The sequence below is a fragment of the Pseudidiomarina aestuarii genome (genome assembly GCF_048263735.1).
In the GTDB taxonomy this organism is placed as follows: Bacteria; Pseudomonadota; Gammaproteobacteria; order Enterobacterales; family Alteromonadaceae; genus Pseudidiomarina; species Pseudidiomarina aestuarii_B.
This window is the reverse complement of record NZ_JBLXDX010000003.1, coordinates 319482-341654: the sequence shown is the minus strand read 5'-3', so window position 1 is coordinate 341654 and position 22173 is coordinate 319482. Positions and strand designations below refer to the sequence as shown.

16 protein-coding genes are annotated in these 22173 nt (G+C 48.8%); 12 read left to right on the top strand and 4 right to left on the bottom strand.

What is annotated here, in order from left to right; genetic code table 11:
• Position 1: 1 nt before the first annotated feature.
• The 3 genes from ACN0S4_RS08725 to ACN0S4_RS08715 all read left to right on the top strand — a co-directional run bounded on the left by ACN0S4_RS08725 (position 2) and on the right by ACN0S4_RS08715 (position 4719).
• Positions 2 to 601, top strand: coding sequence for a 4'-phosphopantetheinyl transferase family protein (locus ACN0S4_RS08725; protein WP_417657303.1), 600 nt, complete (start codon positions 2 to 4; stop codon positions 599 to 601).
• Positions 602 to 667: 66 nt separating this feature from the next.
• Positions 668 to 2845: a S9 family peptidase gene (locus tag ACN0S4_RS08720; protein ID WP_417657302.1), complete on the top strand. Its 2178-nt coding sequence runs from the start codon at positions 668 to 670 to the stop codon at positions 2843 to 2845.
• An 8-nt stretch (positions 2846 to 2853) separates the two neighbouring features.
• Positions 2854 to 4719: a diguanylate cyclase gene (locus ACN0S4_RS08715; protein ID WP_417657301.1), complete on the top strand. Its 1866-nt coding sequence runs from the start codon at positions 2854 to 2856 to the stop codon at positions 4717 to 4719.
• Positions 4720 to 4753: 34 nt separating this feature from the next.
• On the opposite strand, the gene ACN0S4_RS08710 is transcribed toward ACN0S4_RS08715, so the two are convergent.
• Positions 4754 to 5470: a YebC/PmpR family DNA-binding transcriptional regulator gene (locus ACN0S4_RS08710; protein WP_417657300.1), complete on the bottom strand. Its 717-nt coding sequence runs from the start codon at positions 5468 to 5470 to the stop codon at positions 4754 to 4756.
• Between the two features lie 132 nt (positions 5471 to 5602).
• Here ACN0S4_RS08710 and ACN0S4_RS08705 point away from each other — a divergent pair, with 132 nt between their 5' ends.
• The 6 genes from ACN0S4_RS08705 to ACN0S4_RS08680 all read left to right on the top strand — a co-directional run bounded on the left by ACN0S4_RS08705 (position 5603) and on the right by ACN0S4_RS08680 (position 14950).
• On the top strand, positions 5603 to 6475 hold the full coding sequence (locus ACN0S4_RS08705) for an MBL fold metallo-hydrolase (protein WP_417657299.1): 873 nt from the start codon (positions 5603 to 5605) through the stop codon (positions 6473 to 6475).
• 13 nt (positions 6476 to 6488) lie between these two features.
• Positions 6489 to 7430 carry a YeiH family protein gene (locus ACN0S4_RS08700; RefSeq protein ID WP_417657298.1) on the top strand — a complete coding sequence of 314 codons (942 nt, stop codon included), beginning with the start codon at positions 6489 to 6491 and terminating at the stop codon, positions 7428 to 7430.
• Positions 7431 to 7520: 90 nt separating this feature from the next.
• Complete coding sequence (gene ppk1, locus ACN0S4_RS08695) at positions 7521 to 9569, top strand: polyphosphate kinase 1 (protein WP_417657297.1); 2049 nt, start codon at positions 7521 to 7523, stop codon at positions 9567 to 9569.
• Positions 9566 to 11080, top strand: a complete 1515-nt coding sequence (locus ACN0S4_RS08690) for an exopolyphosphatase (RefSeq protein ID WP_417657296.1) — start codon at positions 9566 to 9568, stop codon at positions 11078 to 11080. Before ppk1 ends, ACN0S4_RS08690 begins: the two co-directional genes overlap by 4 nt.
• Before the next feature lie 69 nt (positions 11081 to 11149).
• Positions 11150 to 11932 (top strand): EAL domain-containing protein, encoded by a 783-nt coding sequence (locus ACN0S4_RS08685; protein ID WP_417657295.1) that lies wholly within the window; start codon positions 11150 to 11152, stop codon positions 11930 to 11932.
• 36 nt (positions 11933 to 11968) lie between these two features.
• On the top strand, positions 11969 to 14950 hold the full coding sequence (locus tag ACN0S4_RS08680) for a diguanylate cyclase (RefSeq protein WP_417657294.1): 2982 nt from the start codon (positions 11969 to 11971) through the stop codon (positions 14948 to 14950).
• A 16-nt stretch (positions 14951 to 14966) separates the two neighbouring features.
• On the opposite strand, the gene ACN0S4_RS08675 is transcribed toward ACN0S4_RS08680, so the two are convergent.
• The gene (locus ACN0S4_RS08675; RefSeq protein ID WP_417657293.1) at positions 14967 to 15584 is read right to left on the bottom strand and encodes a glutathione S-transferase family protein; all 618 of its coding nucleotides are present in this window, start codon (positions 15582 to 15584) and stop codon (positions 14967 to 14969) included.
• Between the two features lie 89 nt (positions 15585 to 15673).
• On the opposite strand from ACN0S4_RS08675, the gene ACN0S4_RS08670 reads away from it, so the two are divergent.
• Entirely contained in the window at positions 15674 to 16450 is a 777-nt protein-coding gene (locus ACN0S4_RS08670; protein ID WP_417657292.1) for a CLCA_X family protein, read from the top strand.
• A 50-nt stretch (positions 16451 to 16500) separates the two neighbouring features.
• On the opposite strand, the gene katG is transcribed toward ACN0S4_RS08670, so the two are convergent.
• Positions 16501 to 18693: a catalase/peroxidase HPI gene (gene katG, locus ACN0S4_RS08665; protein WP_417657291.1), complete on the bottom strand. Its 2193-nt coding sequence runs from the start codon at positions 18691 to 18693 to the stop codon at positions 16501 to 16503.
• A gap of 283 nt (positions 18694 to 18976) precedes the next feature.
• Here katG and ACN0S4_RS08660 point away from each other — a divergent pair, with 283 nt between their 5' ends.
• Together ACN0S4_RS08660 and ACN0S4_RS08655 are read left to right on the top strand one after the other, a co-directional pair.
• Positions 18977 to 19660 carry a dUTP diphosphatase gene (locus ACN0S4_RS08660; protein ID WP_417657290.1) on the top strand — a complete coding sequence of 228 codons (684 nt, stop codon included), beginning with the start codon at positions 18977 to 18979 and terminating at the stop codon, positions 19658 to 19660.
• Positions 19661 to 19725: 65 nt separating this feature from the next.
• Positions 19726 to 21066, top strand: a complete 1341-nt coding sequence (locus ACN0S4_RS08655) for a M23 family metallopeptidase (RefSeq protein ID WP_417657289.1) — start codon at positions 19726 to 19728, stop codon at positions 21064 to 21066.
• A gap of 5 nt (positions 21067 to 21071) precedes the next feature.
• Here the strand turns inward: ACN0S4_RS08655 and ACN0S4_RS08650 are convergent, their stop codons facing one another.
• On the bottom strand, positions 21072 to 22151 hold the full coding sequence (locus tag ACN0S4_RS08650; protein WP_417657288.1) for a hypothetical protein: 1080 nt from the start codon (positions 22149 to 22151) through the stop codon (positions 21072 to 21074).
• Positions 22152 to 22173 lie beyond the last annotated feature (22 nt).

The window sequence follows — 22173 nt, the reverse complement described above, 5'->3', positions numbered from 1 at the left end:
GTTGCAACCACAGGTTGTCTGCGTATACGCAAATCTAACAGAGGTTGATGAATACCTAAGACCCTACTGTTACGACAGCGATAACCAACCGCAACTACTGCGTCCGCAATCTCAAGTAACGCGAGCTTTGGTGCGTTGGTGTCTCGAAAAATATTGGTCGTTGCCCGCACAACAAGTGAGTTTTAGTCGAGATCAGCATGGTGCTGTCGAACTTTGGGTTGGCAAAAAGCAATGGAGTGTATCGGTGAGCCATACCGACGACTGTTGCGCGGTTGCGATTGCTCGTACGGGTGAGTTGGGTATTGATTGCGAGCGTATTCTCGAACGCCGCCAACGAGTGCGCTTGCAGCAGCGGTTCGCAGATGGGTATATGCAGGGAGTGAGTTCTTTAGAGCAATTCTTTGAGCGCTGGACAGCTGCCGAAGCAGTGACTAAAGCAAAGCGCGGCGCGCTAATGCCAACGTTAGCATCACCGTTGGCTGGATTAGAGCCTCACCTGTATTGGCATCGCTATGAAAGTTGGCAATTGTGTTGTTACTCGACAGCATCGAACAGCCCACCGCAATGGATTGATTTTTCAAAGGACAATCACCTATCTTAGTGTAAGTTAGTGTATGAACAGTAAACCTTTGGTCCGTTCGTCCCACAGTTCAACAAGAGAATAATAATGATGAAACCCATGGTATCCCGGAAACTCTATTTACATGCGCTACTGGGTGGCTTATTGCTCACCGTCAGCGCTTGTTCGCCGCAGCCCGAGCAGAAAACAACAGAATCGGTCGAATCAAAAGCTCCCGTTGCGAAACAGATCCCATACGTTGTTGAGGCCGAATTTGGTAGCCGCCAAGATGAATATTATTGGTTGCGTGACGATGAGCGTAAAGCACCCGAAGTGCTGGCTTATCTGGAGGAAGAAAATGCGTATTACGATGCTTATCGTGAAGATTACAGCGCGTTAACTGGTGAACTCGAACAGGAAATTATCGGTCGCATTAAGCAAGACGATGCGTCAGTGCCTTATACCAAAGGCGACTATCGCTACTCCACCCGCTATGAAGAAGGAAAAGAATATCCAATTCATACGCGAACGCATATAGAAACTGGTGAAGAGCAAATTTTACTGGATGTGAATGTGCTCGCCGAAGGCCAGCCGTATATGTCAGTGTCGAATATGCAGGTGAGCCCGAATCAGAATTTGCTCGCCTATGTTGTGGATAACAATGGTCGACGCCAATACGAATTACGCATTCGTGACCTGACCACTGGGGAAGACTTACCGGACCGATTAAATGGCTTGTCAGCCTCAATTGCCTGGGCTCAAGACAACAAAACGCTGTTCGTTATTGAAAATGACCCGCAAACGTTACTGTCTACTCGCGTTCTCAAGCACAAGCTCGGTGACCCAGCAGAAAACGCTGAGTTAGTGTATGAAGAGCAAGACAGAACGTTTTACATGTCGGTCTATAACACCACCGATGATGAGTACGTTGTCATTAACTTGAACCAAACCGTCTCAACTGAAATGCGCGTGCTAGACGCCAATGAGCCGGACGGTGATTTCGTGGTGATGGCGCCACGCGAGCGCGATTTCCAATACTATGCCGACCATATTGACGGTCGTTGGATCATCTCGACTGATTGGAATGCTCCAAACTATCAAATCATGCAAGTCGCTGCTGACCAGATTGGTGATAAGAACAACTGGCAACCACTGATTCCGCATAATCCAGATGTTTTCATTAACGACTTCACGGTATTCCAAAATTATTTGGCATTGAATGAGCGCAGCAACGGTCTGCGTCATATTCGCATTGTGCCTTGGAATGACCTCGATAATTCAACCGTGATTGCATCGGATGAAGCGGCGTATGTCACTCGTTTCGAGCGCAACGTCGAGCAAGATACCGATGTCTTGCGATATGCCTATACTAGCCTAACCACGCCAAACACGGTTTATGCCTACAATATGGCGACGCAAGAACGGGAAACGCTGAAAGCATCAGAAGTACCGAACTACGATGCATCGCAGTACGAAACTGCACGCACGTGGGCAACGGCTCGTGATGGTGTCAAAGTGCCTGTCACCCTGCTGTATAAGAAAGGTTTCCAGCAAGACGGTACCGCACCTTTATATCAATATGCATATGGCTCATATGGTTCGTCATCTGACCCATACTTCCGCTCTACCGTATTCTCTCTAGTCGATCGCGGCTTTGTATATGCAATTGCGCATATTCGCGGTGGTCAAGAGATGGGTCGTGCTTGGTATGAAGACGGTAAAATGATGAATAAGAAGAATACTTTTACCGACTACATTGATGTGACCGAGCACTTGGTCAATGAGAAATACGCGCATGCAGATAAAGTATTTGGCATGGGCGGCAGTGCCGGCGGTCTATTGATGGGTGCTGTGGCCAATATGGCTCCTGAGAAATACCGTGGTTTGGTAGCCCATGTTCCTTTTGTGGACGTGGTCACGACCATGTTAGACCCAAGTATTCCATTGACGACCAATGAGTGGGACGAATGGGGTAACCCAATCACCACCAAAGAGTCTTATGAATACATGCTGTCGTACTCTCCTTATGACCAAGTAGCAGAGCAAGACTATCCAGCTTTACTGGTCACAACTGGTTTGCATGACTCACAAGTGCAGTATTTTGAGCCTGCCAAGTGGGTAGCGCGGTTGCGTGCGAACAAAACCGATGCAAATCCGTTGATGTTCAAGACCAATATGAGCGCTGGTCACGGTGGTAGTTCAGGCCGTTTCTCGCGCTTGAAGGAAGTCGCCGAAGAGTATGCGTTCATTCTCGACTTACTCGAAGAGCCTGAGCAATCTGAATAATTGTGAGTATGGCGCGTACACTTAGCACTCAGCTGCTATTACGTATTACCCTGTGGTCGGCATTGCTTGTTACGCTGACCACGGGTTTTGCGTTTTGGAATACTTATCAGCGCGAGAGTGCAGAACAGGTAGCTGAGCTTGTTGACTCCGCAGAACGGCGAGTGAGCGCTGGCGCATCGGTATTTATTGAGGCGGAGAAAACCACTCAAGTATTTGCCGATCGATTCTTAACGCGCTTTCAACAGCAAGCAACCCAGCCACATTTGATTGAACGCTTCGATACTTGGTTTGAAGAACGTGAACCAGGTGTGTGGCGTTTACGCACTCCCTACTTTGACGGCACCTTTGAGGTTGATAGGTGGTGGCAGTATTTATCGGGTTTTGTCGGTCGATCTGATGCACCACTTGACGCTGAACGTAAAAGCCGAATTATGATCACCCTGTCGGTACTGCAAGAATTTGGGCCGGCGTGGGAGCATAATTTTGCCAACACACATGTCAGCATGCCGGAAAACGTGTTGTTGAACTATTGGCCGCAAAGCAATTGGGGACAAAGCGCACGAGCTGATCTCGATATGACTGCCTACTCGGTGGTAGGCTCGACCTTACAACAAAACAATCCTGAACGCCGTCCGAATTGGACGGGTTTATATTTTGATGAAACCGCATTAGATTGGGTCATCACTTTCCAGCGACCGATAGACCACGAAGGGCGACATTTGCTGACGCCTTCTCATGATGTCTTTTTGACTGCAGTTATTGAAACTTTCATAGCAAATTCTACCGCAGACCATTTTGTTTTTAACCAACAAAAGCAACTCGTCGCTGGTTCGCCGGAGTTAACGAAGAACAAAGAATATGTGGGTGTGATAGAGCTTGAAGAAACCGAACTTGATGAACTTATGACCGTTTATCAGGTTATTGCGCAAGCAGCGCCAACTGCGGCGAATCCGGTCAAGGTATATCAGGATGAACTCGAAGATCATATTTTGGTAGCCGTCTATGTGCCCGGTACTCAATGGTGGCATGTGACCCGAACGTCGAAAGAATCGCTGCAGGGCGAAGCTCTTGAGGCGTCATTGTGGGTAGCCGCACTAGGTGCGTTTATACTGCTGACGACTGTCTTGATTGCGTGGATTTTTATACGGAATCAAATCACTAAACCGATTCGACAGCTTGAGCAGGCCGCCAACTACATCAAACAAGGCAAATACGAAAGTATTGCCAATCGCGAGATTCAACTGCCATTAAAAACCAATAACGAAATTGGCTTGCTAGCGAATACCGTGGTGGACATGTCTAGCCATATTAGCGCGGAACAAGAGTTCCTTGAGCGCGAAGTGAAAAAGCGTACTGCAGAATTGGAACAGGCGAACCAAAAGCTGGCCATGATGGCGCACGTCGATGGACTCACTGCGCTCTTGAACCGGCGCGCTTTGGACAGGGATCTACAGACCATTTGCCGCAAAGGTGTCGAGCAGAAAACTGCCGTGATCATGGCGGATGTCGACTTCTTTAAGCCCTATAACGATACCTCTGGGCATGAAGCGGGCGATATCGCTCTCCAACGCATCGCTGGAGTATTTATGAATCTAATCGTGGGTGGGCGAGTCTATCGCTACGGCGGTGAGGAGATTGTCGCGCTTGCCACGGTAACCAGTTTCGATGCTGCAATGAAGCGTGCGGAAAAACTCAGAGTCGCTGTACAGAATCTGACCATTCCACACTCAACGAGTAGTTATGAAACGATTACTGTGAGTATTGGCGTTACTTTGATTGAAACTGATGACACGCCGGAAACGGTGCTTAGGCGCGTTGATAAATCATTGTATGAGGCGAAGAAGGCAGGGCGCAATACGGTCAAAGGTCAATAAAAAAGGGAGCTACAAATTAGCTCCCTTGTTAAGATTACCACTGTGCGTTGTGGTATATATTTTGCACGTCATCGCAGTCATTTAGCATATCCAAGAACTTCTCCATTACGGCAACATCGTCGCCACTAATGTCGGTATGCATTTGCGGAAGGTACTGAATTTCATCGACTTCAAACTCGAGGTCTGGGTAGGTTTCTAGTAATGCTAACTTAGCTTTATGTGACTCAGTATGCGGGGCAAATACCGTGATTTTGCCTTCATCGCTTTCAATGTCGGTCACTTCCACGTCGGCCATGAGTAATGCTTCTAATACCGCATCTTCATCGTCACCGGCAAAGACAAAAATGGCGCAGTGATCGAACATGTGCGCAACGCTTCCAGGAGCGCCAATTTTACATTTGGTTTTGGTGAAGCAATTGCGAACTTCGGTGATGGTACGGTTCGGGTTATCGGTCAACGCTTCAATCATGACCATGCAGTTGCCTGGACCGTAGCCTTCGTAGACCGCTGGTGAATAATCTTCACCGGCACCGCCTTTGGCTTTATCGATTGCCTTTTCAATAACGTGAGCAGGCACTTGATCACGCTTAGCGGCATCAATCATGCTCCGTAATGCCAAGTTTCCAGCAGGATCAATACCACCCTGCTTGGCAATTACATACAGCTGGCGGCCATATTTACTGTAAACTTTGCTTTTGCTGGCGGCTGTTTTCGCCATAGATTCTTTACGGTTTTGGTAGGCACGACCCATACATTACTCTCGATATCTGATTCAGAAAGGCGCAATTTTATACGTAAGCGATGACTGAGGTAAACTTTTCTCGCATTTCAGTTTCCGCTAAAGTACAGCATAAGTGTTGAATGATCGACCAAGGATCCAAAAATGAGTCAAAACGACATACAGGTTGAAGCATTTCTCGATAGCGATAGTGAGACCTTTAGCTACGTAGTGTATGAACCGTCGGCTAAACATGCGGTGATTATTGATCCAGTGCTCGACTTTGATATCAAGTCAGGACGCACCGCTACTGCTGGTGCTGATAAGATCATTGCGTTTGTCCGTTCGCATCAACTCCAAGTGGAGTGGATTCTAGAAACGCACGCGCATGCCGACCATTTATCTGCAGCACCATACCTACGCGAGCAGTTAGGCGCCAAAATTGGGATTGGTGAGCACATTAAAGATGTGCAGAAAATCTTTAAGACCATCTTCAATCTGGAAAAAGAGTTTCTTCCAAACGGTCATCAGTTCGATCGTCTGTTTCAAGACGGTGACACCTTTACCGTGGGCAGCATGGAATTTCGCGTCATGCACACGCCAGGTCATACCCCTGCGGATTTGGCGTATATCGTCAATGAGTCGAAGGCTTTTGTCGGCGATACGTTATTTTTGCCAGATGTCGGCACTGCACGCTGTGATTTTCCGGGTGGTAGCGCTAAGACGCTGTATCAATCGATTCAGAAATTATTGGCGTTGCCAGAGGCCACAGAAATCTATATTTGCCATGACTATCCACCGAAGGGTCGCGAACATGAGTGTTGTACCACAGTAGCCGCGCAGCGCGCTCATAGTAAGCATGTGCGTGATGGCATCACCGAAGCCGAGTTTGTGAGAATGCGTGAAGAGCGCGATGCGACATTAGCTATGCCGCGGTTGATTCTACCTTCCATTCAAGTGAATATTCGTGCCGGTGAAATGCCGCCGCCCGAAGCGAATGGTACGGTCTACTTAAAGATTCCCATTAACCAACTCTAAGCAAGGACTCGCGATGAACAAGCCATTGGCTCATTTTCTGTTTTGGTTGTTCGGCGCGCTTTGTTTTACGCCTTGGCTATCAGCTCCGGTCGCTATGTTATTGGGTATGGTGGTGGCAGCGACCACTGGCGTTCCAGTGGGTATTGATACCAGCGCTTGGGTCAAACGGCTCCTTGGTATTGCTATTGTGGCGCTGGGGTTTGGCATGCAAGTGGATACCGCGCTGCAAGTCACCGGCGACTATCTTGGTCTGATTGTGGTGTCGATTGTGGCGACTTTATTGGCCGCATGGGTCCTGTGGCACTGGCTTGGCTTAGACGCTAAAACCGGTGTGCTGATTGGCTCGGGCACGGCTATTTGTGGCGGTAGTGCTATTGCCGCAGTTGCGCCTGCAATCCGTGCGCGCAACGATCAAATTGCTATCGCCATTGGCTGCGTATTCACGCTCAATGCCGTTGCATTGTTAGTGTTCCCGGTGTTAGGTCGGCTGTTCGAACTCAGTCCGGAGACCTTTGGTGTGTGGGCTGCGGTAGCTATCCACGATACATCGTCGGTAGTTGGTGCCGCTGAGGCATTTCATGATGATGCCCTGATTACCGCAACTACCTTGAAGCTGGCGCGGGCACTGTGGATTATTCCGCTCGCATTTGGTGCGGCTTGGCTGTATCAACGTCAACAGTCGGTTGCCGAACGCGCTGTCAGTAAAACGTCGGTGCCGTGGTTCTTGGTCGGCTATGTTATCTCGATGCTGATTGCCACTTACTTACCGCAGGGCGAGCCGATCTATAGCGTTTTGTTCAGTGGTGGCAAGCTCGTCCTCGTCTTTTGTTTGTTTTTGGTTGGCACGCATTTAACCCTCGCCAAAATCCGGCAAGCTGCAGGTAAACCTATGTTGCTGGCAACTTTGCTGTGGCTCTTTATTGCCGGTGGTTCCTTGTTGTGGTTGCTGCGTTAGGCAAACAGTGCAAATGTCATAAAACCGTCATACTTTTGAGACTGGAAACAGCTAGGATGCTAGCAGGCAAACGATGAGGTCTGCGGTGTCATGAAGTTTTTCGAAAAAGAACTGAGCTGGTTAGCGTTTAATGAGCGGGTGCTGCAAGAAGCTGCTGATGACCATGTTCCAGTGATTGAACGCATTCGGTTCCTCGGCATTTTCTCCAGCAATATGGATGAATTCTTTCAGGTTCGAGTCGCAGATGTCAGACGTCGTATTCATTTCGAAAAGCTCGCTGAAGATCGCGACCACGCCAGCGCACTGCTGACTCAAATTCAACAAAAAGTCATTACGCTGCAAGAACAGTTCGATCGCATTCAAGTGCAGGTCATGGCTGCGCTTGCGAAAAAGAATATCTACGTTATTGAGGAAGGGCAGGTCAAGCCCAACCAGCAAAAGTGGTTGCTGCAATACTTCCATGACAAGATCAAACGTCACATCGTCCCGCTGTTGATTACCGACCGCACCAACTTGGTCGAAGTCTTGAAAGAAGACCATATCTACTTCTGTGTGCAACTGGAACAAAATGGCACTACCCATTACGCTGCTGTGGAAGTACCTACTGACGAGCTGAGTCGTTTCATTCTGCTGCCCTATCATGGCAGTAAGCGACGCAAAGATGTGATCTTGCTCGATAACATTATCCTGATGTTCTTAAGCGAACTCTTCCGCGGCATCATCGCGTTTGACAAAATTCGTGCCTTCTCCTTCAAAATGACTCGAGATGCAGATTATCGACTCACCTATGACATCGAACAGAGTGTCTTGGAGCGCATGGAAGAAGGCTTAAAGCAGCGCGTAAAAGCTGACCCAGTGCGCTTGGTGTTTGATAAGGCAATGCCTGGAGCGATGTTGCGATTCCTCTGTGACAAGCTCGATATGGATGCCTATGATTCGCTTGTGGGTGGCGGGCGTTATCGAAATACGCGAGACTTTGCCAAGTTTCCGAACATTGGCCGCAAGTCACTCGAGAATGAATTGTTGCCGCCTATTGAGCACGCCAGCTTTGCTAAGTTTGACAATATTTTTGATGCGATAGCTGAGCGCGATATCCTGTTGTACTACCCCTATCACAAGTTTGCACACGTCTCGGAGTTGGTGCGCCAAGCAGCTTATGATCCTGCTGTGAAAACTATACACATATGCATATATAGGGTGGCTCGCTACTCGCGATTGATTCATTCGCTGATGGATGCCGTGCATAACGGTAAGCAAGTTGTGGTGATGGTTGAGTTGCAGGCACGATTCGACGAAGAGGCGAATATCGAATGGGCCAAAGACATGACCGACGCCGGAATTCGCGTCATTTTTGGTATCCAAGGCATCAAAGTTCACTCAAAACTCTTGTTGGTGCATCGCACCGAAGGTCAGCTGGTGCGCCGTTATGCGTACATAGGCACTGGTAACTTCCACGAGCAAACCGCGCAAGTGTATACCGATTTTGGATTAATGACCTGTGCACCGACCATTTGCCAAGAAGTGGAACAGGTATTTCAGTATCTCGACCAGCCCTATCGTCGCTATGAGTTTCGCGAGTTAATAGTGTCGCCGTTAAATACACGTGACCGGCTGGTGAGTTTGATAGAAGATGAGATCAAAGCTGTGCAAGAGGGCGGCAAGGGTGAAATCTTCTTGAAGCTCAATAATTTGGTTGATGAAGCAATTATTGTTCAGTTGTACCGAGCTAGTCGCGCTGGAGTAAAGATTCGTGCCATTGTCCGCGGTATGTGCGCGTTGAGGCCAGGTGTGAGCGGCTTGAGTGAAACGATTCAGGTTCGAAGTATCGTAGATCGGTTTCTTGAGCACCCGCGGGTTTATGTGTTCCATAACCAAGGCAAGCCGAAAGTCTTTATTTCTTCTGCGGATATTATGACCCGCAATATTGACCACCGCGTTGAGGCAACGTGCCCCATACACGATGATGCGGCCAAGCAGATGATTCTTGATATTTTCGAGTTGCAGTGGAAGGATAATCAAAAAGCACGCATTATCGATTCAGAGCAAATCAATCGCTATGTGAAGCGTGGTAATCGCAAGAAATTGCGCTCACAAGTTGAGATCTATAAATATCTGCAAGCGGAGCAAAAAGCCAAATGAATGACCCGCATCTAGCGCCTGTCTCAGAATCGGACCTGCCTCAATTTGCAGCGCTGGATTTGGGTTCAAATAGCTTTCATTTGCTGATTGCACGTGTCGACAACCATAGTTTGCAGCCGTTGGTTCGTTTTAAGCAGAAAGTCCGCTTAGCTGCCGGACTCAAGCAAGGCAAACTGAGCAACAAAGCCATGCAGCGAGGTCTAGAAGCACTCGCCATTTGCGCACAAAAGCTCCAAGGGTTCCGTCCTGACCAAGTTCGTGTGGTAGCCACGCACACGTTACGCGAAGCTGAGAATAGCGATATTTTCCTCGCCAAAGCAGCAAGTATTTTGCCATTTCCTATCGAAATTATTTCAGGCCATGAAGAGGCGCGTTTGATCTACGCTGGGGTGGCACAGACGACGGCCGGCGAGGGTAAGCGACTAGTGATTGATATCGGCGGCGGTAGTACCGAATTTGCCGGCGGCAGTGATTTGCAGACCCAACAGCTGGTTTCGCTCAGTATGGGGTGTATTAGTTACACCGAGGGATATTTCAAAAAGGGAGCCATTTCAGCAAAGCGTTTCGACAAAGCCGTGGTGGCAACCAAACGTGAACTTGAATCGGTTGCCAAAGGTTTGCGGAAATATACGCAAACGCAGATATACGGCACCTCGGGTACAATCAAAGCAATTGCGAATTGGGTGCAACATAAAACCCAGTCGGTTTTACCAGTCATTTCATTGCAGCATCTCTATGAATGCAGGGCAGAGTTACTGCAGTTTAAAAGTATTCAGCAACTCCAAATACCTGGGTTGGATGAAGAGCGTGCGCCTATTGTCGCGGGTGGCCTCGCCATTTTGATTGGGTTAATGGAAGAGCTGAATATTGAGGAGCTCGAAGCTCATGACGCAGCGCTTCGTGAGGGCGTGCTCTATGAGCTTGCCGAGCAGGTGCTCTACCACGACGACGTACGTCAGCGCACCATTGAAAGCATTGCGATTCGCTACAGCATCGACCGCGAGCAAGCCACGCGAGTGCAACAAACCGTGCTCGACTTATATGAGCAAGTGGCCGTTGAATGGGGATTGCTCGATCCCGAATGGCGGCTGTTGCTGAGTTGGGCGGCATTGCTGCACGAGGTTGGCTTACACATCAACTTCAGCTCTCGTCAGCGCCACGCCGGATATATTCTGCAGCATACCGACATGCCCGGCTTCAATAAGGAGCAACAAAAGCTTTTAGCTGCTCTAGTCCGGCACTTCCGGAAGAAGGTTTTTATTGAAGACATCCCACCATTGCAGCTCTATCATCAGTTTGATGTCGTGCGCGTGCTGGCGCTGCTCAGACTCGCGGTATTATTTAATACCGATCGTCAAACGTCCCAACTCCTTTTAAAAACTCAGGCGAGTAAAGATGTGCTGCTACTCACCTTGACGCCGCAGGGCAGAGCAAATCCAACCCTGCTCGCCGACCTCGCCAGCGAGGCCTATCACCAGCTGCGTTTAGGAATTACATTACGGTTTGAGTGATCTTTTTACTAAAGTATGACGTGTTTATGACGATAACCTTATTCTGGTTTCTATAATTATGAGCACTGCATGGACTTTCCAGAGTCGATCAAACAACAAACCTGCCGTGACTGCTTGAGCGGTAAGTCATTAGGCTTTGAAATTAAAATGGCGTTCCAGCCAATTATTGACTGGAGCAACAAGACTATTGTGGCGTACGAAGCCTTAGTTCGTGGTCCAGAGGGACAAGGTGCTGGCTGGGTTTTTGAGCGTATTAATGACGACAACCGCTACTATTTTGACCAGGCCTGCCGTGTTAAAGCGATCGAAACGGCGGCTCGACTTGGCTGCACTACTTACCTCAATATTAATTTCTTACCCAATGCTGTATATACCCCAGAGAGCTGCATTAAGGCGACGATAGAAGCTGCTGACTTGTACGGATTTGACCTCACTAAATTAGTTTTCGAGGTCACCGAAGGTGAGCAAATTATTGATAAGAATCACCTCCAGCGCATTTTTAGTAGCTATTCGAAGCGCGGTTTCAAAACAGCCATTGACGACTATGGCGCTGGCTTTGCTCGCATGGATTGGTTGACCGACCTACGTCCTGATATCTTAAAACTAGATATGGATTTAATCCGCAATATCCCAAATCATCCAGATAATCAGGAAATTGTCGCTAAAGCGCTCAACCAATGCCGACTGCAAGGTACTCAAGTTCTAGCTGAGGGTGTCGAAACCAAAGAAGAATTCAACTTCTTGGTAGGACTAGGCATTCGCCTCTTCCAAGGGTACTATCTAGCAAAGCCTGCGTTTGAGGCGCTAGTAACGGTCCCATTTGCAGACATCGAAGCAAATGCTATGGCCTAAATATTTCTGACTGCTTAATACAATGGAGTAGAACGGATGCGAGATGGTGGCATTGGATGGCTTGCGCTTAGCATAGCTCTGCTACTCGTTTTCGTTCCCGCTCCGTTACTTGCCCAGTCGTCAGACTCTCCAGAAGCCACTACATCGGACTTCTCACCACTGGTTGCATCGGTGGCCTCCAAACCATTAAATCAACACGCTTTGCGTTCGTGGAGCACCCGCGACGGTCTTCCGCACAACTCTGTTAATCGTATTGCGCAATCGAATGAAGGTTATCTATGGTTAGCTACCTGGGAAGGCCCCGTTCGCTATAACGGCCGAGAATTTGTGGTCTTCGATGACATCGATGTCACCAAAATGCCTGAGCAAGGTGCGTTAGATTTAGCGATTGATAAGAATACAAATACAGTCATTGTTGGCGGCCCACGTGGTGGTTTGGTTACGTTTGATGGACAGCAATGGCAACCGAATAACCTCGATAGCGGTTATGTTTTCGAGACAGTCATCAATGATTTAGGCGAGCGTTGGGCGGCAACAGCCAATGGCGTATTTAGAATTGCTGCAGATGGTTCCCACACTCATTACACCACCGAGCACGGCCTTCCCGCTGACTTTTCATTTCGACTCTATGCAGCGCCTGACTTAGGTAAACGCCAACCTCGGCTATGGGTGGGCACTGAGAGCGGTGTTGCTTACTACGATGGTGTGTCCGACCAATTTATCCCCGAACGCTCGTTACCGAACGTGCAAATTCGTGCACTGCGCTTACTCTCTAATGGCATGATGGTTATCGCATCTGACGATGGATTGTTCTATCAGAATCAACCCGACCAGCCATTTCGCCCGTGGCCGCAGCCAGTCAATGGTCCCATCACCGCAATAGAAGAGGGGCCTGAGGGGTGCTTATGGGTAGGTACCTTTGAGTACGGCTTAGGGCGTGTCTGCTCAGATTCACAGGACTGGATTAGTGTTGCCGATGGCCTACCCAATTCCCACGTTCTGGATATTTTTAAAGACCGCGAAAATAACATGTGGGTATCCACCCACGGTGGATTTGCGCAGCTGAGAGATTCACTCTTTACCAGCTTTACGCCGAATCAGGGCCTGAAGGGCTCCTACGTGCGTAGTATCAATGTTGATGACAATGGGGTCATGTGGGTCGGTACCAATGATGGTGTCAGTCGTCGGGCTGCACGCGGATTTGAGGCTGCTGAGGATGACCCGTTACTGAAGGCATTATCCGTTCTTTCTATTGAACCAGTGGGCGAAAATATTGTTTATGTCGGTACCTATACCGAGGGTGTTTTGCAGCTGACTAACGGTCAGGTGACTGCCCAATTGGGACGTCAGCAAGGCCTCACGCACAGCGAAGTTCGGGTTGTGAAAAGTATCCCGGGAACGAGCTTATTATTGTTAGGTACACCGAATGGTTTGATGCTCGCTGAGGGCATGCCCGGCAGTATTCGCTTGGTGAAACGCTATACGGTCGCTGATGGCATGGCGTCAGATTTTGTCACGTCAATCACTATAGATAGTGACGGTGCGTTGTGGGTGACTTCGACCTCGTCAATGACTTATTTTAAATCTACCGAGCAACCCTACTCATGGCGTCCCGAGCCTGTGGACCTCGAGGCATTCACCAATGCACGGAATACCTTTGCTGGCGTATTCCACCAAGGTAGCGTCTGGTTTGCTACCGATCAGGGGTTACTAACGCGATCTATCGAAACGGCCAACTGGCGCTGGCTATCGCGTCGTAATGGACTGCCATTTGATAAAAGTTTCACGATCAACTTTGATGCAAACGATAACCTTTGGTTAGGCGGCTCCCGAGGGATTCTACGAATTCCCGCAGAAGACTTGCAGGCGTGGTTGAAGAGTGAAGTTGATACCGTAAGCTATCAATTATTTACCGAAGCCGATGGCATGATTACTCGTCAGCTGACTACTGGCGGGCCAGCGTCAGTTGTCGATCGTGACGGACATATTTGGTTTGCGGCTGCATTGGGAGCGGTAGCGGTTGACCCCGATCAGGTTGAGGATCATGGCGTGCAATCGCCTCCAGCCGTCATTGAGTCGGTGCGAACGGATATGGGCCTGCTTAATTCTGGGGATGAGCTCGACCCCAATAGTAGTCGCGTTGAGTTTCGGTATGTCGGCTTGGGTTACTACATGCCTGAGCACATTTTGTACCAAGTGCGGCTACGCGGTTTTGACGACAACTGGATAGACCGCGGACGTGTGTTAAACACGGAATACACAGCTTTACCTGCGGGTGAATACACCTTCTCAGTGCGTACCAAATACCCGGGCGGGCAATGGTCTCTGCCCACTGATTTTCATTTCCATAAATCTGCGTATTTCTATCAACAGCCTTGGTTCTGGTTTGTGCTAGTGATAAGCGTGCTGACAATAACCATTACCTCGGTGCATTGGCGTATTCGAGCACTTGAAAACACCCGTAAGCGTCTACAAAAAATGGTCCGAGAGCAAACTCAGGAGCTGGAAACGCTAGCGCTTCAAGACGCGCTTACTGGATTGGCAAATCGTCGAGCCTTCGACCAGCGCTTGGGCGAGGAAGTGCGCCGCGGCAAGCGACATGAGGCAAATCTCACGATTGGCTTGCTCGACCTTGACCACTTTAAAGCCATTAACGACCGTTATTTGCATACCGGTGGTGACCAAATATTGAAGGAAATCTCCCGAGTCATCCAAGCAAACGTTCGTGACATTGACGTGGTAGCGCGCTGGGGTGGCGAGGAGTTTGCGGTGATCCTGCCTCATACGAATGTTTACGAAGCGCGGAGGATATTAGAGCGCGTTCGGATTGCCGTTGAGGAAGCGCAATTCGAAGAGTTTGATCGTGACGCTCATGTCACGGTCAGTATCGGTATTGCTGAACTACAGCGCAACGAATCTGCTGAAGAACTGCTGATTCGAGCCGACCGCGCGCTGTATCATGCGAAAGGTGATGGCCGCAATTGTCTGGTTATCGACACTGCGGCACTGAATACCTGATTAAATCAAGCGAACCTTAGACCTTTGCCGATGGCCGGGCATTAATGCGGTCAAACCAGGCCTTCAAATTGGCTTGATCATCACCGATGCGAATTTTCACCACGCGAGCAAATGCAATTGTAGTGTAGGCATTGATGTCTGCTGCGGTGAAGCGGTCACAACAAATATAGTCCTTACCTTCCAAATGCTTGTCGAGAAACTTCATAAACTCGCGAACTTGATTCAGACATTCGGCGCCGTAATCAGGAAATACCTTCATGCGGTCTTTAAAGTAACCACTCGTGTGTTGAAAGCCCATTCCGGTAGGAGTCATGAAGTAGAACTCAATCCATCGCAACCACTGCTCAATCAGCGCCTGTTCTTTGGCATCGTTGCCTAATAAAGGCGTAGTGTCTGGATGTGCGGCCTCAATATAGCGGCAAATCGCCATGGTTTCCGCCAAGCAAGTCCCATCGTCGAGTTGCGCCACTGGAACCTTTTTCATCGGGTTCATGGCAACGAAATCAGGGGTGAGGTTTTCGCCTTTGGCGATATCAACCTGAATACACTCAACCTGATCCAATAGTCCTTTTTCTGCTAAAAACATGCGCACCCGACGCGGGTTCGGTGCGGTAGCCGTTTCATAAAGTTTCATAGTCAATCCTTGTGTGGTTACTGCGGTAATCGTTTCGTTTACTATACGCGTAATGTCAGTAAAGCTATCACAAGGTTTCAGCGGTTTCGATGTCGATTATTACCCGTGAGTACTTTCGTAACGGTCCGCCACACCGCGCCGGTGCCGACGTGTCCTTTCAAGATATCCGGTCTATTTTTGGGTTTTATTCCATTCGTATTGGGCGTTGGGTGACGGCTGCCGAACAGCAGTATGCGGCAAACCTGTTTTTCGATGCGTTTTGTGACTTACAAGATATTCTGCAGGTACCATCGCCGGTGATTTCCTGCCGTGGTGCTTTAGCACTGCATTTCGGTATCGGTGGACGCCCTGGAGCAAGTGCTCACTATCTTTCTAATGGCCGTGTGCTGGCACTAGCAAAGAATGCGGGTGGGGGTAGTTTAGCGCACGAATGGTTCCACGCTTTTGACCATTATATTGCGGCTAAACTGTTTGAAACGCCGCCAGCAACCTCTGTATTTGCAAGCCGTCATTGGCTCACGCATGCACCATTGAATAGTCATCCGTTGAATCAAATTCTGCATCTGGCTTATCGCCGCCTGTTTTTGGCGTCGAATGGTCGTGAGCCCAGCGCATTTTTTAAGCATTGTGCGGAATATGACCTAGCTACGGGTACGCACTACTATTCCCAGCCGGAGGAGATGGCAGCCCGAGCCTTCGAGTGTGTGATTCAACGTCAATCACTGAAAAATCACTTTCTCGTTTCCGGCACACTTCAAAGTGCAACCGCAAAAGCCGGTCTCTATCCAGATTCAGAACTCGCTGGTGAATTATCGACTTTGTTCTTATCTTATTTCACCAAGCTCGGCCAAGCCATGGAGAAATAGACAATAAAAAGGGCGCTCAATGAGCGCCCTTCTGCATACCGTCTAAAATCTTAGAAACGGTCTGCGTCCATCACTTTCGCGAAGGCTTTAGCGAAGTCTTTTGCAAACTTCTCACCGGCATCGCTTGAGCCATATACTTCAGCTAAAGCACGCAGTTCAGAGTTTGAACCGAAGACCAAGTCAACGCGTGTACCGGTGTATTTCACTGCACCAGTTTTACGGTCACGACCTTCAAACACTTCTTCTTGGTCATCGACAGGCGACCATACGGTACCCATGTCGAGTAAGTTCACGAAGAAGTCGTTGGTCAATTGGCCAACACGTGACGTGAATACGCCATGCTTAGAGCCTTGGTAGTTCGCACCCAGTGCGCGCATTCCACCAACCAGCACAGTCATTTCTGGAGCGGTTAAGCCCAGCAATTGTGCTTTATCAACCAACATTTCTTCGGTTGCTACGGTGAACTTCGCTTTCTGGAAGTTGCGGAAACCATCAGCCTCTGGCTCCATGTACTCGAATGACTCAACATCAGTTTGTTCTTGTGTTGCGTCAGTACGACCTGGAGTAAATGGCACTTCAACGTTGTAGCCAGCGTCTTTCGCCGCTTTCTCAACAGCGGCAACACCACCGAGTACAATGAGGTCAGCAATCGATACGCGCTTGTTACCACCAGCTGAGCTGTTGAACTCAGACTGAATGCCTTCAAACACTTTCAACGCTTCAGCTAAATGTGCTGGCTCGTTCACAGTCCAATCTTTCTGTGGAGCTAAACGAATGCGTGCACCGTTTGCGCCGCCACGGAAGTCTGAACCACGGAAGGTTGATGCAGAAGCCCATGCAGTGTTCACCAAACGGCTCACTGACAAACCTGATGCCAGAATCTTGTCTTTCAAAGATTTGATATCTGCAGCGTTCACTAACTCATGGTTAACCGCAGGTACTGGATCTTGCCAGACGAAGTCTTGAGCAGGTACGTCTTTACCTAAGTAACGCGCTTTTGGACCCATGTCACGGTGCAGCAGTTTAAACCATGCGTTTGAGTATGCTTCAGCAAACTCCGCTGGGTTTTCCATGAAGTGACGAGAAATCGGCTCGTAAATTGGGTCATAACGCAACGCCATGTCAGCAGTCGACATAGTTGGAGCATAGGTGACGCCTTTCTCATGTGCACTTGGCACTGAGTCTGAACCTGCGCCATCTTTTGGCTTCCAAATATTTGCGCCAGCAGGGCTCTTCGTTAATTCCCACTCATAGCCGAACAAGGTTTCCCAGTAGCTGTTATCCCACTGAGTTGGTGTCGGAGTCCAAGCACCTTCAAGGCCAGAAGTAATCGTATCTTCTGAGTGACCTTTACCGAACTTGTTCTTCCAACCCAAGCCTTGCTCTTCAATTGGTGCGCCTTCTGGCTCTGGACCTAAGTTTGAGTCAGGAGCAGCACCGTGCATTTTACCGAAGGTGTGACCACCTGCGACCAACGCAACGGTCTCGTAGTCATTCATTGCCATACGCTTAAAGGTTTCGCGAATATCGCGACCTGAAGCCACTGGATCCGGATTACCGTTTGGACCTTCTGGGTTAACGTAAATCAGACCCATTTGCACAGCTGCTAATGGCATTTCGAGGTCACGGTCACCGCTGTAGCGCTTGTCGCCAAGCCACTCTGATTCGGTACCCCAGTAGATGTCTTCTTCTGGATGCCAAATGTCAGCACGGCCGCCACCGAATCCGACCATTTTCAGGCCCATAGACTCGTGCGCAACAATACCAGTAAGGATGAACAAGTCAGCCCATGATAATGCTTTGCCGTATTTTTGCTTGATTGGCCACAAGAGACGACGAGCTTTGTCCAAGTTACCGTTGTCTGGCCAGCTGTTTAATGGCGCAAAGCGTTGGTTACCAGTACCGCCACCCCCACGACCGTCAGCTACGCGGTAGGTACCCGCAGCGTGCCAAGTCATTCGGATGAAGAACGGACCGTAATGACCGTAGTCTGCTGGCCACCAGTCTTGAGAATCTGTCATCAACGCGTGAAGGTCAGCTTTAACAGCGTCGAGATCGAGCTTTTTGAATTCTTCAGCGTAGTTGAAATCTTCACCCATAGGGTCAGCTTTGCTTGAATGCTGACGCAGGATGTTAAGGTTTAATTGGTTTGGCCACCAATCCGCATTGGTGGCACCGTTGCCACTCTTTTTGGTTTGTGCGCCGTGCATGACGGGGCAGCCACCCATACCTTTCTTTTCCATAGATCACTCCAGTTGACTGTAGTTGATGATAGGTTCGAACGAATCTGACAAACTACTATTTGTAGCTTTAGAGCATAGACTATAGACAGAGTTTGCGCTTATTTGCAGTGTCTTTTTCCGAATAGCTTAATAGATTTTATCTATCAGTGCGTTTATTTGTGATTTGAAACTGCGATTGATGCAGGGTTGAGAGAAGCTTAGATAGAAACAAACAATACTCCAAAAATCAGTGTAATTCAGGTATTCTTCATTTTTTAAACACAACCGTTCACGCAGGGACCCCATGACACCAGAACAAGCTCAACAACTCGTGCGTATGCAAATTGCATTTAATCAAGTGATTGACCCTGCGTATCCGGAGAACCCACAAGTTCAGCGTGACGACGTCAAAGCTATTTTGGTTGAGCTGGGCGAATACTTTGAGCATACGGCTTATAAGTGGTGGAAGAAGCAAACACCAGACTGGAGTCAGGCGAACATGGAGCTGATCGACATCCTCCATTTTGCGATATCTGATGCGGTCGAAAATGCTTGTGATGCTGGTGATAGCACCGAGCAAGCGTCGCGTTATGTAGCTAGCCTTATTGTTGATGGTGCGAAAGCAAACAAAGCGGCAGCGGATGGGAAAGAACTCATTTCCGCGTTGGCCATTGACGGCTCGGGCGGCAAGCCATTGCAATGCGGGCGTGAGTTCTTCAATGCGTTGATGGCGCTTCTAGTAAATGCGTATGGTGATGCCAATACAGTGTACTTGACCTACATCGGTAAAAACGCGCTGAACAATTTGCGACAGCAACGTGGCTATAAGCAGGGCACTTACATCAAGATGTGGAACGGTGAAGAAGATAACGAGGTCATGATGCGTTTACTCGCCGAGCATGAGCTGGATATCACGTCAGCCGACGAGCCGCTGGCCCAGGCGCAACTGTTGCTGCTCGACCATTACGACCAGCGCGTTGCAATTTAGGTTATTGAGAACCAAATTGCGACACGGTTGTCCTACCTCAATCAATTAATCACAGGGACTGGAGAATGATGACAAATTATCGTTGGCATATTGCTGCAGTTTTTGCTGTGATCATCACGAGTGCTTGGATGCTAACTTCCGATGAAGAAGTAAGCTCTGAAGCTACCGCAAAGATACCGCAGGCACTAGCACCGTTTGACGCCATGCTAGTATTACCAGAACCCAATACAACGTTTCGCCATGTAGAAGCTCAACGCAAGGTTGTTGAGCCTACAGCAATGGGCGAACTCAATACTCTGAAATCGGGACAAAACCTGTCGACTTTACTTGGTCAACAGGGCGTGACGTCACGACAAGTGACCTTATTGGCGCAGGCTCTAAGACCGCTGCTCAATGTCGGTAAGTTGCAGGCCGGTATTGTGATTGATTTTCATCAGGCAACTGAAGAGCAACCACTTAAACTCCGATTAGCACGGGAATATGGTGAAGTTGTTGAAGCCGTATATAAAGATGACAGTTGGTCTGTCGCTTTGACCGAAGTGCCCACATATCAAGAAGTCGATGAGCGTGGATTTACCATACGTCACAGCTTGTACCGTGATGCGGATGCGGTTGGTGTGCCGCTCGATATTATTAGTAGTGCGATTATGGCGTTGTCTCACTTCATCGACTTTCAACGCCAAGTACAGGCGAATGATTTAATGGAAGTGCGTTATCAACGCACATTGGTTCAAGCTGATCATGCCCTCTTCAATCATTTGCAGACGCCGCTCGAATTGACTTATTTGCGCTTCACGAATGAAGGTGAAGACCACCGTTTAATTCGCTTTAACGATTCCTTTTATAGTCCCGATGGCAAGCTAGCCGAGAGTTTCTTGTTAAAGACGCCGTTAAATGGAGCGCGTTTGTCGTCCTATTTTGGTAACCGTCGTCATCCCGTTTTGGGTTACAACCGGGCTCACAAAGGTATCGACTTTAGCGCACCAGTCGGCACGCCGATAATGGCTGCAGGTCGCGGAGTGGTGAAACGAGCGAATCGTTTTAGTAGCTTCGGCAATACCGTAATAATCGACCATGGCAACGGTTACGAAACCCTCTATGCACACTTGAACGGCTTTAAAAAAGGCCTACGGGTAGGTGATAAGGTTAAGCAAGGTGACGTTATTGGATACCTTGGCAATACCGGCTTGTCTGCAGGTCGTCACTTGCATTACGAAGTCCATAAAGACGGCCGGGCTATTAATCCGCTTAATTTGAAAGCTCCATCAAGCATGCAATTGAATGGCGATGAACTGATTGCTTTTGAGCAGCATGTTGAGCGGCTTTACACCGTCGGTAGTCGCCTTGCCAGCTTGACCCCCGCAGATGAAACAGCACAGGGCACACCCAGCCGCTTCGCAAAATAAACCGTTTATGGGCACTCAAGGTCATCAGTAGAAATGGCCTTGATGCCGTTTGCTTCAAGTCCTAAATACAGCATAGTTTCGTCCTCATGTTCGACAAGCGACAGACTCTTGACGCCACCTCGCGAGACTTCATTGCCGAAATGATGGGATTTCCAGCTGTATCCGTTATCACTGCTGCATTCAATAATGAGCGGTTGTTCAGAACCGCCCTTATCCCAACCAGCGGTATACAAAACGCCAGCTGAATCAATCACAATGTCCCAGTAAAAACGGTGATTTACGTCCCCGAGTGGTCGCTCCCAAGATGCTCCGTGGTCATAACTGATTGCGATTCCACCTTCACCACCAAACATTACCGTGTTGGGTTCATGTGGGTGAATAAGACCGCCCATAAAGGAATGTGGGTTGGGTAGTAAGTCGTCCCACCGAACCACAGAATCGTCGGCTATATTGAAGCGTTTCAGATAGCCATTCTCAATAGCCCCTTGGCCACCAAACCAAATCGCTTGTTTAGCATGGTTATATTCCAGCAAGCGCAAACCTGTTGCGAATGTACTCCAATCGCCATCGAGTAGCGTCCAGTTCTCCGCACTACTGTCAGCTTTTGCTAAAGCGCCAAGACTGACGGCATAGATAGAATCCGTGCTGATATCATAGGTTAATGAACGAATGACGCTAAAAAACTCTCCGCCAAAATTGTGACTAATTCGATCCCAAGTTTGTCCACTATCTGAGGTTCGATAAAGAGGGTGAGCTTCACTATTCTCTGTGCCTTCGGTTGGTGTCATGGCGATAATATATTGCCCTGAACCCAGCACAACTATGTCTGCCACCCCAGAGTCTTCCGGTGACCGATTCTGCCAATCCGAGTTCGCGTCCGCACGCCAAAAGAGACCTGTGGTTGTGCCCGCAAGTTGAGCATCACCATCTAGATAAAATCGTTCGACAGTTTGAGAGCCACTAAGAATGGTCGAAACTTTATCTGACACCGGGGGAGGTGGGGGCGTAGTGGGTTCTTCAGAGCTGCTGCCGCCACATGCTGTTAGGATAAGTGTCATTGCGACTAGTAAAATTATTTGCTGCATACCAAAACATCCTTATTGTTCC

Coding starts and splice junctions, on each gene's coding strand:
- ACN0S4_RS08720 (WP_417657302.1), top strand. CDS start 668: ATGATGAAACCCATGGTATCCCGGAAACTCTATTTACATGCGCTACTG.
- ACN0S4_RS08715 (WP_417657301.1), top strand. CDS start 2,854: ATGGCGCGTACACTTAGCACTCAGCTGCTATTACGTATTACCCTGTGG.
- ACN0S4_RS08710 (WP_417657300.1), bottom strand. CDS start 5,470: ATGGGTCGTGCCTACCAAAACCGTAAAGAATCTATGGCGAAAACAGCC.
- ACN0S4_RS08705 (WP_417657299.1), top strand. CDS start 5,603: ATGAGTCAAAACGACATACAGGTTGAAGCATTTCTCGATAGCGATAGT.
- ACN0S4_RS08700 (WP_417657298.1), top strand. CDS start 6,489: ATGAACAAGCCATTGGCTCATTTTCTGTTTTGGTTGTTCGGCGCGCTT.
- ppk1 (WP_417657297.1), top strand. CDS start 7,521: ATGAAGTTTTTCGAAAAAGAACTGAGCTGGTTAGCGTTTAATGAGCGG.
- ACN0S4_RS08690 (WP_417657296.1), top strand. CDS start 9,566: ATGAATGACCCGCATCTAGCGCCTGTCTCAGAATCGGACCTGCCTCAA.
- ACN0S4_RS08685 (WP_417657295.1), top strand. CDS start 11,150: ATGGACTTTCCAGAGTCGATCAAACAACAAACCTGCCGTGACTGCTTG.
- ACN0S4_RS08680 (WP_417657294.1), top strand. CDS start 11,969: ATGCGAGATGGTGGCATTGGATGGCTTGCGCTTAGCATAGCTCTGCTA.
- ACN0S4_RS08675 (WP_417657293.1), bottom strand. CDS start 15,584: ATGAAACTTTATGAAACGGCTACCGCACCGAACCCGCGTCGGGTGCGC.
- ACN0S4_RS08670 (WP_417657292.1), top strand. CDS start 15,674: ATGTCGATTATTACCCGTGAGTACTTTCGTAACGGTCCGCCACACCGC.
- katG (WP_417657291.1), bottom strand. CDS start 18,693: ATGGAAAAGAAAGGTATGGGTGGCTGCCCCGTCATGCACGGCGCACAA.
- ACN0S4_RS08660 (WP_417657290.1), top strand. CDS start 18,977: ATGACACCAGAACAAGCTCAACAACTCGTGCGTATGCAAATTGCATTT.
- ACN0S4_RS08655 (WP_417657289.1), top strand. CDS start 19,726: ATGATGACAAATTATCGTTGGCATATTGCTGCAGTTTTTGCTGTGATC.
- ACN0S4_RS08650 (WP_417657288.1), bottom strand. CDS start 22,151: ATGCAGCAAATAATTTTACTAGTCGCAATGACACTTATCCTAACAGCA.